8 protein-coding genes are annotated in these 9,330 nt (G+C 66.3%); 1 reads left to right on the top strand and 7 read right to left on the bottom strand.

Annotated elements, in window-relative coordinates; all coding sequences use genetic code 11:
• Positions 1 to 3: 3 nt before the first annotated feature.
• The 4 genes from JI752_RS07905 to JI752_RS07920 are packed head-to-tail and all read right to left on the bottom strand — an operon-like array spanning position 4 to position 6,742.
• On the bottom strand, positions 4 to 2,346 hold the full coding sequence (locus JI752_RS07905; protein WP_216961643.1) for a TonB-dependent receptor: 2,343 nt from the start codon (positions 2,344 to 2,346) through the stop codon (positions 4 to 6).
• Positions 2,333 to 3,697 (bottom strand): peptide MFS transporter, encoded by a 1,365-nt coding sequence (locus JI752_RS07910; protein ID WP_216961645.1) that lies wholly within the window; start codon positions 3,695 to 3,697, stop codon positions 2,333 to 2,335. Before JI752_RS07910 ends, JI752_RS07905 begins: the two co-directional genes overlap by 14 nt.
• A 2-nt stretch (positions 3,698 to 3,699) precedes the next feature.
• Entirely contained in the window at positions 3,700 to 4,698 is a 999-nt protein-coding gene (locus JI752_RS07915; RefSeq protein WP_345777330.1) for a dipeptide epimerase, read from the bottom strand.
• 19 nt (positions 4,699 to 4,717) lie between these two features.
• Positions 4,718 to 6,742, bottom strand: coding sequence for a serine hydrolase domain-containing protein (locus JI752_RS07920; protein ID WP_216961651.1), 2,025 nt, complete (start codon positions 6,740 to 6,742; stop codon positions 4,718 to 4,720).
• 218 nt (positions 6,743 to 6,960) lie between these two features.
• Between JI752_RS07920 and JI752_RS07925 the strand changes: the two genes are divergently transcribed.
• Entirely contained in the window at positions 6,961 to 7,605 is a 645-nt protein-coding gene (locus JI752_RS07925) for an XRE family transcriptional regulator (RefSeq protein WP_216961653.1), read from the top strand.
• An 85-nt stretch (positions 7,606 to 7,690) separates the two neighbouring features.
• Here JI752_RS07925 and JI752_RS07930 read toward each other — a convergent pair whose 3' ends face one another.
• The 3 genes from JI752_RS07930 to JI752_RS07940 all read right to left on the bottom strand — a co-directional run bounded on the left by JI752_RS07930 (position 7,691) and on the right by JI752_RS07940 (position 9,102).
• Positions 7,691 to 8,206 (bottom strand): HIT family protein, encoded by a 516-nt coding sequence (locus JI752_RS07930; RefSeq protein ID WP_216961656.1) that lies wholly within the window; start codon positions 8,204 to 8,206, stop codon positions 7,691 to 7,693.
• Positions 8,207 to 8,289: 83 nt separating this feature from the next.
• Positions 8,290 to 8,595, bottom strand: coding sequence for a hypothetical protein (locus JI752_RS07935; protein WP_216961659.1), 306 nt, complete (start codon positions 8,593 to 8,595; stop codon positions 8,290 to 8,292).
• Between the two features lie 138 nt (positions 8,596 to 8,733).
• Positions 8,734 to 9,102, bottom strand: a complete 369-nt coding sequence (locus tag JI752_RS07940) for a hypothetical protein (RefSeq protein WP_216961662.1) — start codon at positions 9,100 to 9,102, stop codon at positions 8,734 to 8,736.
• Between the last annotated feature and the right edge of the window lie 228 nt (positions 9,103 to 9,330).

Below are 9,330 nucleotides of genomic sequence, written 5' to 3' on the forward strand. Positions count from 1 at the left end.
CGATCAGAACCGGTAGTCGACCTCGACGCCGATGGTGCGCGGCTGTATCGGCGCGGCGTTCAACTTCGCGGTCACGTCGGTGAGTTCGCTGGTGACGTCGCCCATGGTCTGGTAGCCGCGCTCGTCGCTGGCGTTCTTCACGTAGGCGCGGAACGTCCAGTGATCGTTGGCGACGGACGCGTTGAGGTCGAAGGCGGTGTAGTGGCCCAGTTCCAGCGGCGGCGTGACCTCGCTTTGCAGCACGGCACCGGTGGCCGCGACCACGACGTCCTGGCGCGAAGTCGTGCCGGCGCGGCGTTCGCCGACGTAGCGCAGCGCGGCGCCGATGCGCGCCGTCCAACCGCCGGACAGCGTCCAGTAGTAGTCGGCGGTGGCATTCCACGACCACTCCGGCACATAGGGCAGCACGTCGCCCTTCGCGCCGCTGGTGATCTGCACCTCGTACGGCGGCGACGGAACAGCGATCAGCGGGTAGTCCTCATCGAGCTTGGCGTCGGTGTAGGCACCGTTGAGGCCGAGGTCGAAGTGGTCGGTGGCGTGGAACAGCAGCGCCACTTCCACGCCGGTGCTGCTGGCCTCGCCGGCGTTGACCAGGCCGGAGATGCCGTTCACCACCGAGGCGACCTGGATGTCATCCCACGCGATGTGGAAACCGGTCAGGTCGAACTGCAGGCGGTTGTCGGCCCACAGCGATTTCAGGCCGAGTTCGTAGTTGGTCAGCGTCGAGGAATCGACCTGCGACGGAAGCCCCTCCACCAGCACGTTCGGGCCGCCCGGCTGGTAGCCGGTGGCGACGCGCGCGTAGACCATCGCCTCTTCGCTGAGCTGCAACTGCGGGCTCAGGCTCCAGGTGAACACGTCTTCCGACGAACTGTTGGGCGTATTGCCCAGCGGGATCAGGATGCCCTCGGTGACGTTCTGCGAGAAATCCTGTTCGTTGCGCGCCCAGCGCACGCCGGCGCTGATCTTGAAGGCGTCCGTGAAGCGGTAGGCACCGTTGGCGAAGAACGCGGTTTCCTCGTAGGTGCTCGGGATTTCGAGCACGGCGAGCGTGCCCGCGATCTCATCGAACGGCGCCGGCAACGGCGAGCCGTCGAGCTGGTTCAACTTCACCGTCTGGCTCTGGAATGCGTCTTCCTTGGTGTAGAACACGCCGGCCATCCACTCGAACGGACCGTTTTCCTTGGAGACCAGGCGAAATTCCTGCGTGAACTTGTCCAGGTCCAGGCCGATGTCGAAGTACGAGCTGCCCGGCTCCGGCAGGCCCAGCAGCAGGTCGGCGACGCCGCCGTACTGGACCGTGGCGTCCTGGCGCTGGACGCTGCGCGATTCGGAGTAGCCGGTGGCGGAGACGAAGTCGGCCCAGCCCAGGTTCCAGTTCACCGTGGCGGAGTAGTAGTCGACGTCCTTGTAGAACGGCTCGTCGACGAAGATGCTGTTCTTCAGATCGCCGAACAGCGGCCGCTGGCCTTCGGGGTCCAGCGCGACCTGGCCGTTGTTGTCGCTGTCGATGGTCTGGCGCATCGCGGTGAGGTCGAGCGTGGCCGACTCGCCCTGCCAGCGCAGCGCGGCGCGGGCGCTGGTCTGCTCGCCGGAGTTGATGTCCTCTTCGCCGTTGACGACGTTGTCGATGTAGCCCGGCAGGTCGTTGCGCGCGTAGCTGATGCGCAGGCCCAGGCGGTTGTCGGCCAGCGGCAGGTTCGCGCCGAAGCGCGCGTTCCAGCCCAGGTCGTCGGAGTCCTTCACGCTCGACAGACCGCCGCCGATGCGGAACTCGCGGTTCTCCGTGTCCGGCGGCGTGGACACGTACTTCACCAGGCCGCCCATCGCGCTGGCGCCGTAGAGCGTGCCCTGCGGGCCGCGCAGCACTTCGATGCGGTTGATGTCGTAGGGCAGCAGGTCGAGGGCGAAGAAGTTGGCGGCCTGGTAGATGCCGCTGGAGCCCAGCGGCGTTTCGTCCAGGTAGGTGCCGACCGTGGCGCTGGACGACAGCGGCGAAACGCCGCGCAGCGACACCTGGGTCTGGCCCGGCGAGCCGTTGCTGCTGATGTACAGGCCGGGCACGGTCGCCTGGAAGTCGCTCAGCTGGGTGGCGTGCTGGTTCTCGATGGCCTCGGCGGTGATCACGCTGATCGACGAAGGCACCTCGCGGATGTTCTCCGAGCGCTTGTTGGCGGTGACGACGACCTTGTCCAGGTCCGTCGCGGCCTGCTGGGCGAGCGCCGGTGCGGCGACCGCCATCGCCAGCGTGGCGGCGACGACCACCGCCAGCGGACTGCGGCGCATCGGACCGGACATCACGCGCGTGGCACCCCGCTGCTTGCTGATTGCGTCAACGTGAAGCATGTCGTTCCCCTGGTGGACTGGATGCCGACGGAAGGGCCGTCGGGCCGGTGGCAATGACGGGCGACTGCGCGACCGCGTCCACCCGGCGGGTGGGTCGATCGAGCAACCACAGCAGCGCGGCGGCGGATACACCGACCGCGCCCATGAGTACGAAGAAGGAGGAAGGTCCGAGCGCGCTCCACGTGGTGCCGAGCACGCCGGCCAGCAGGCTGCCGCCGAAGGTGGCGAAGAACCACGCGGCGATCGTCGTGGCCCCGTGTCCCGCCGGCGCAAGCCGCGCGAACAGGCCCAGGCCGACCGGCAGGATGAACAACTCGCCGGACGTGAGCACGAGGAAGAACAGCGCCAGCCACACCCAGCTCGCCTGCCCCGCGGGCGTGGCCGCGCTGACGGCGGCCAACATCAGGTAAGCGCACGCGACACCCGCCGCGCCCATCGCCATCTTGCGGGCCGGCGTGGGTTCGCGGCCGTGGCGCGCCTGCCGCGTCCAGTGCGCGACGAACAGCGGCGTCAGCACGATCACCAGCAACGGATTGAGCGACTGGAACCACGTCATCGGGATCGTGAAGCCGCCGAGCATGCGGTCCACGCCCGTGTCGGCCCACAGTGCGATCGTGTTGCCGAGCTGCTCGTACGCGCCGCGGAACAGCATCACCGTCAGCGCGATCGCGGCCAGCACGCGCACGCGCTGCCACAGTTCGTGCCGCTGCAATACGGCCGCCTCGCGTGCCGGTGCGAGGGACGCGTGCAGGCGCGATGTGTCTTCGGGCAGGTGGCGTGCGCCGAAGACGTAGATCAGCAATCCGGCGAGCATGCCCAGACCGGCGGCACCGAAGCCGTAGTGCCAGCCGTACACCTCGCCCAACGTGCCGCACACCAGCGGCGCCAGCAGGCCGCCGACGTTGATGCCGACGTAGTAGACGTTGTAGGCCGAGCCGCGGCGCGGATCGTCCTTGGCGTACAGGCCGTCGATCTGGCTCGGCAGGCTCGGCAGGAACAGGCCGTTGCCCAGCGCGATCGCGGCCAGCGCGACGTAGAACAGGCTTTCGGAGGCCATCAGGAAATGGCCCAGCGCCATGATCGAGGCGCCGATGATCACGGCGCGTCGGCGGCCGAGCCAGCGATCGGAAATGACGCCGCCGATGATCGGCGTGAAGTAGACGGTCGCGGTGTATGCGCCGTACACCAGCGACGCATGCTGCTGTTCGAGCAACAGCTGCTTGGTCATGTAATAGACCAGCAGCGAACGCATGCCGTAGTAGGAGAAGATCTCCCACATCTGCGTCAGGAACAGCACCGTCAGGCCACGCGGCTGGCCGAAGAGATCCCGGCTGCCGGCGGTCGTGGACATGCTCAGGCACCACCCCAGACGTTGGCGGGGCAGTCGACCTGGCCGTCGGCGTAGACCACGTGCGGCGTGCGGTCCTGCGCGAGGAACAGCGCGCCGTCGAGATCGACGATGTCGCAGTGCTGTCCGAGCACGAAGCCGGCGGCCATCGCCCAGCTCGTGCCGATCATGTTGCCGACCATCACCTGCAGGCCGAGCGCACGCGCACGCTGCGCCATGAGCAGGCCTTCGGTGAGCCCGCCGCACTTGTCCAGCTTGATGTTGACCACGTCGAAGCGGCCCAGAAGCGGTTCGATCTCGTCCAGCCCCTGCACGCTTTCGTCGGCGGCGATCTCCACCGGACAGTCCAGGCCGTCGAGGATCGCTTCATCGCCGCGCCTGCATGGCTGTTCGAGCAGCGAGACGTCCGCGTCGACCAGCGCGGGAACGAGACGTTCGAGCGTATCGGCGACGTAGCCCTGGTTCGCATCCACGCCCAGCCACACCTCCGGACGCGCGGCGCGCACGGCACGGACGCGCGCGATGTCGAGGTCGACTTCGCCGGTCAGCTTCATCTTGATCGCGCGGGCGTGCGAATAGGCCACCGCCCCGTCGCCCATCACCTGCGGATCGTCCGCGCCGAGCGTGTAGGTGGTGAGCAGCGGCCGCACCGACTCCAGTCCCGCCAGCTTCCATACCGGCACGCCGGCCAGAGCGGCTTCCAGCTCCCACAGCGCGCAGTCCAGTGCGTTGCGGGCGCCGCCGACGGGCAGCAGCGCGCGCAGTTCGTCGCGACTCAATCCGGCTTCGATGGCGTCGCGATGCGATTCCAGCGTCGCCAGCATGTCGCTGGGTTCGTCGCGCAGGTAATAGACGCCGGCCGCTTCGCCGCGGCCCGCGTGGGCACCGTGGCGAAGCGTCACCACGGTCACCGGTGAATCGCGGAACACGTGGCCGGAGATGCGGAACGGCTTGGCCAGGCGCAGCAGTTCGTTGCGGATGTCGACACTGACGGAAGTCGCCACGGTCATTGCCCCGTTGCCGTCAGTAGTTGGCGCTGTAGCCGAGGATGTTCTGGGCGATGCCGAACCACAGCAGCCCCAGCATCGACAGCGCGAGCACGACGCTCCACAGCTTCGCCGGCCAGCGGCGCCCACTGCGCAGCACATGCCAGGCATTGCCCAGCCCGACCAGCGCGCCCAGCGGCAGCACGACCAGGTTGAGCAGGCGCAGCGTGTGCACCCACTTGTCGCTGCTCGGCGAGAGCATGTCCAGGCTGCTCAGCATCCACACCGCCAGGCCCACCGCGGCACCCAGCGACAACAGCACGACCAGCGAGGCGATGCGGATGCGCTTGTGCCAGGTGGCATCGCTTCCGGTCAGCGCGTAGCGCACCTTGTAATGGCGGCGCACCAGGGCCGAGACCGGCCAGGCGAGCACCGTCAGCAGCAGCGCGCCGAAGCCCACCACGAGGATCGGCAGGAACACGCCGCCGGAGCGGTACCAGGGCGTGCGGTCGAAGACCATGAAGGGCGAGATCGGATCGGTGCTGAAGCGCACCACCTTGCCGTCGACTACCTGCGCGGCGATGCGGTCGGGACCGTCGACGTCGCGCCACACGTACGGCGCGACTTCGCGCCACTTCTTCGGCGCACCGTTGGCGCCGAGCAGGTCGGGCACGGTGATCGTGCCGTCTTCGTTCGCCGCGACCGTCGTCTGGCCCAGCAGGTAAGCCAGCGCGACGAAGCCATCGTCGGAACGGCGGCTGTTCTCGTAACGGCCGGCGATCTGCGCCGCATGCTGCTTGGCGGTGGCCTCGTCGACCTTGCCTTCGGCAAGCGGGCCCGGCAGGTAACGATCGGCGAAGGCCTGGAACAGCGCCGTGCGCACCACGCCGGCCGCGCCTTCCTTGCCGGTGGAATTCATCGAGATGTAGAGACCGACGTTGTCGTCGGGGAACAGGTGCAAGTCGCTGTGGAACCACTGCGTGTCACCGGCGTGGGCGACGGAGCGGTGGCCGTTGATGTTGGCCTCGTAGAAGCCCAGCGCCATGCGGTTGAGCGGCGGCAGGATCGTCAGCGTGGTGTCGTGCATCTGCCGCGCGGTGGCTTCCGACAGGATGCGGGCGTCACCGTACGCGCCGTTGTTGAGGTGCGCGATCATGAACTTGCCCATGTCCGCGCCCGTCGCCGCCAGGCTGCCCGCGGGCGCCGGATTGACGATCTCGTACGACTTGGCCTTGCCGTCGGATGCCTTGGAGTAGCCGCTGGACATCAGCGGCTGCAACGCCTTGGGCAGCGGCTGGCGGAAGCTGGAATGCTGCATCCCCAGCGGCTTGAAGATGTGCTGGTCGATGTAGTCGTCGAAGGACATGCCCGACACGCGCTGCACGACGTAGCCGGCCAATGCGGTGGCGTAGTTGGAGTACGACGGCGTCACGCCCGGGTCGTAGATGCGCGTGGGCACCCAGTGCTTGAGGTAGGTCTCCAGCGAGAGCTGACCCTTCTCGTCGTTGGCGATCAGCGCGCGGGCGGTTTCCTCCATGCCCGTGGTGTGGGTCATGGCCTGGCGCAGCGTGACGGGCTTGCCGTCGCGCGCGGGAACCTTGAAGTCCAGGTATTCGTTGATGTCCTTGTCGAGGTCGAGCTTGCCCTGCTCGACCAGCTGCATCACCGCGGTCCAGGTCAGCAGCTTGGACACCGAGCCGGGGCGGAACAGCGTCGTCTCCGGGTCCACCGGCTTGCGCGAGGCCAGGTCGGCATAGCCGTAGCCCTTCTGCAGCAGGATCTGGCCGTCCTTGACGATCACCACGACCGAGCCGGCGATGTCGCCGCGCTTGAGCGCGTAGGGCATGAAGCCGTCCAGCCAGGCTTCGGCATCGGCCCGGGTGAGCGAGGCCACGCCGGGCGCGGGCACGCCGGTGGCCGCGGCATCGGCTCCGGGCAGGGTCGCGGCGGGTGCGTCGGGCACCGGCGCAGGCGGCTTGATGTCCTGCCCTTGCCGGGCAGTGGCCAGCCCCGGCAACGCCAGGGACATCGCGATCAAGCACGAGACAGCGGTCAGACGCATCGACACGTACTCCCCAGTTCATGTCCGAAGGGCGAATCCGCCGCGGTTTCGACGGATCAGGCGCACTCAGGCCGGATCAGGCCTCTTCAGGCAAGAATGATCCCAATCAGAGAATTGTCAACCCATTCTGGTCAATCTGGAGAAAAGGCGAGATCATCACCGCCAGACCCGGACCCGCCGTCAGGCGCACCCGGCGCACTGGCAGGAGCCTGACCACGATGAGTTCGCAACACCCCACGATTGGCGGCCTGCTGCGCGCACTGCGCTCGCGCAACGGCTGGACGCTCAAGGAAATGAGCGAGAAGTGCGGCATCCCGCTGTCGACGCTGTCCAAGATCGAGCACGACCGGCTGACACTGACCTACGACAAGCTGCTGCAGCTCAGCCAGCGGCTGAACATGCGCATGTCGGAGCTGTTCGCCGAAACCGACGATGCCTCCGAGTCCGCCGTCACCGCACGTCGCAGCATCGGCCGCATCGACGACGCCATCCGCGTCAACACGCCCAATTACGACTACTTCTATCTGTGTCCGGAGCTGCGCCGCAAGCGCATGATCCCGGTGGTCACACGCGTGCGCGCCAAGAGCATCCAAGAGTTCGGTGACCTGGTCCGCCACTCGGGCGAGGAATACATCTACGTGCTCGAAGGCCGCGCCGAAGTGCACACCGAGTTCTACGACCCGATCGTGCTGGAAGCCGGCGAGTCGGTGTACATCGACTCCAACATGGGCCACGCCTACGTCGCCGCCGAAGGCTGCGACGAGGTCGTCCTGCTCGGCGTGTGCTCCAGCAGCGACGAGCAGCTGATGCAGTCGCTGATGACACTGCACGGCGACGAGGCGCACGGCAGCGGTTCGCGCTGAGTTCGCATCGAGGCGCCCCGACCAGGCCTCGGGGGCGCCTCCTGCCGTCGCCCGACACCAGAGTCGGAACGCCGCAATACCCCGATTATTCCGGCAGATTCGAACGAATCAGGGCTGCGGTTTCAGCAAGTTGCCGGGCAGACACCTGGACACGCTCTCGACGCTGCGCATCCCCGCCTGGATCGTGTGAGGTGCCCCTCTCGCGTCCGGCGCCATCGAAGGTCGCCAGCTGAGGGGGACCTATCCCCCAATCGCTGCCCTTCTGCCGTGGCACGACATGGAAGTGGAAGTGCGGTGTTTCCTGTCCACTGAAAACCCCGTTGTTCTGGAACGTGAGTACTCCCAGAGGCCTGTATGCCTTGACGAGCGCCTGCGCGACTCGTTTGGCCGACAGCATTACCGCCGCGCACTCCTCATCGGAAAGATCGAGCAGCGTCGCGACGTGCCGACGCGTGATGACACAGCATTGACCCACTTCGAACTGCCATGGGTTGATCACCGTCAAGGTGTGTTCGCCTTCATCGATGATCGCCCATCGCTCTTCGCGACCTGCCATGCCTTCACACAGGTCGCAGGGATCTCGTACGGGAAGTTCGATCATGTGCCCTCTCCGATTTGGCTACCCGCTTCATCTTCTCCCGATCGACTGCTAAGTGGCATCCGATATCCGGCACGTGCACGCCTTCAGCGTGCGACGGGCCACAGGTACGTTCGCCAATAGTCGAGCATGCCAAACGGAATGAGGACGACGAATCGAACTATCCACTCCGCTGCGTCACCCTCCGGAAGGCGCTTGTTGCCGATGGCATGCCAGGAGAACACAGCGATGGCGCCAATTTGCAGCACAACGACGGACCAGAAAGGCCTGTCCATCACAGCGAGATCGTCCGATGCCCATGCACGGGCGAGCACTACCAGAACAATCAACGTCGGCAGGATCGCGAGTACCAGCCACGCCCAACGGCCCCAGATTCCAGGTAGCCATTTCATGATCGACTTCCCCTCGTCCGTCCGTTTGAGGATGAAAGCGGACGTTAGCACTGAGGTCGGACACCTGCACCCCTGATGTCCGCTATCGGCAAGGCGCGGACAACGTTGCTATCACGTCCGCGTGATCCTCACGTCGCACTAGCGCACGACCTCAAAAAGCCAGAGGGCCATGTCGACGACTCCCAACACGACGAGGGCCATAAGCGCCGTGGCGGGAAGGAGCCCGACCATGACGAGCGCCATGCGGCCGGCCGATACATTGCGCAATCCTGTGCGGAGCTCGGGAAGTAGCACCCAAACCGCCGGAGACACCCAACCTGCAAGCAATAGAAGGGTTGAAACCCCCGCCGAGAATCTAGGCAAGACCAGAAGGGCCAAGGGCAGAAGGAAGGCGAGGATCCCCGAGGCGATACAGAACCTGTACCTAAACCCGAGAGACCGGCTCTCTGCAGCCGAGATGGGTGTTGCTGGAGGCGAATAGTGATCGATGACCGGATCCTCATCCATACGGCACTCCGCTACACACCGAATCGCATCCCTAGCGGAAATCCCGAATGTCCGCTATTGGTCGAAAGCGGACATTACCTCCGCGCGCCCCGTTTCCGCCACCCGAATGTCCGTATATGGACTCCTCCTCTGGCTGCAAGCCTCCCGCATCCGGCGCCCGAGTCGACTGCGCACGTATATCCGGCCTCGGACTGCTGCATCGCTTCGATGCTGGGCCTTGATGGCTAT

The sequence above is a fragment of the Lysobacter sp. MMG2 genome (assembly GCF_016735495.2).
Classification (GTDB): domain Bacteria; phylum Pseudomonadota; class Gammaproteobacteria; order Xanthomonadales; family Xanthomonadaceae; genus Lysobacter_J.